Source organism: Romboutsia sp. 13368, assembly GCF_018336475.1.
GTDB lineage: Bacteria > Bacillota > Clostridia > Peptostreptococcales > Peptostreptococcaceae > Romboutsia.
The window spans coordinates 2,200,240-2,201,444 of sequence record NZ_CP048741.1 but is presented as its reverse complement, the minus strand read 5'-3'; the positions used below and the strand labels follow the sequence as shown (position 1 = coordinate 2,201,444).

The 1,205-nt window shown below is 31.0% G+C and carries 1 protein-coding gene; it reads left to right on the top strand.

The genetic code is table 11. The features are described from left to right. The first annotated feature begins 59 nt into the window (after window positions 1–59). Window positions 60–1,109 carry a BMP family lipoprotein gene (locus G3997_RS09180; protein ID WP_296645478.1) on the top strand — a complete coding sequence of 350 codons (1,050 nt, stop codon included), beginning with the start codon at window positions 60–62 and terminating at the stop codon, window positions 1,107–1,109. Window positions 1,110–1,205 lie beyond the last annotated feature (96 nt).

The following is a 1,205-nucleotide window of genomic DNA, read 5'->3' as shown; positions in this document are numbered from 1 at the left end:
AAATAATGTAAAATAAAGTTAAATATTACATATTAAACAAAAATATTAGGAGGAAACATATGAAACTTAAAAAGTTTATAGCTTTAGGTTTAGTTACAGTAATGAGTGCTAGTATGCTAGTAGGATGTGGAACTAAATCAGATTCTGATGCAACAGCAGATAACGGTGATAAAGTATTTAAAGTAGGTATGATAACAGATACTGGTGGAGTAAATGATGAATCATTTAACCAATCAGCATGGAAAGGGTTCCAAGATGCTCAAGAAAAGCTTGGAAAAGATAAATTAGAAATAAAATATTTAGAGTCTAAACAAGATGCAGACTACGTTCAAAATATAGATACGTTTGCTGATGAAGAGATGGATTTAATAGTAGGTGTTGGATTTAAGTTAGAGCCAGCTATAACAGAAGCTGCTAAGAACTATCCAGAACAACAATTTGCATTAATAGATTCAGTATGTGAAGGAGAACAACCAGAAAACGTAACTTCATTATTATATGAAGATAATGTAGCAGCTTATTTAACAGGATTAATAGCTGGTAAAATGACAGAGACAAATAAAGTTGGATTTATAGGTGGTATGGAATCAGAAGTTATAAGTAAGTTTGATTACGGGTTCAGAGCTGGTGTTAAAGCAGCTAACCCAGATGCAGAAGTAATGGTACAATATGCAAATAGTTTCACAGATTCAGCTTTAGGAAAAACTATAGCTAACCAAATGCATTCAAATAATGTTGATATAATATTTACTTGTGCAGGTGCAGTTGGTATAGGTGCTATAGAAGCAGCTAAGGAAAATGGTAAAAAAGCTATAGGTGTTGACCAAGATCAAAACTCTCTAGCTCCAGATAATGTAATAACTTCAGCTATGAAGAACATAGATGTTTCAGTAGAAGAAATATTAACTAAAGTAGTTGATGGAAGTTACAAAGGTGGAGAAATAATAGTTAATACATTATCTATGGATGGAGTTGGTATAGCTCCAACAAGTAACAAAAATGTTCCACCAGATGTATTAGAGTACGTTACAAAGGAAGCTGAAAAAGTTAAGTCAGGAGAAATAAAAGTTCCTGCAACTAAGGAAGAATACGAGCAATCAAATAATTAATCATAAAAAGGGCTATCTTCTCTAAAAGATAGTCTTTTTAAATATTAAAAAAATTTTAATAGATTTTGAGAAAAATAATCTAAACTATATTAATAT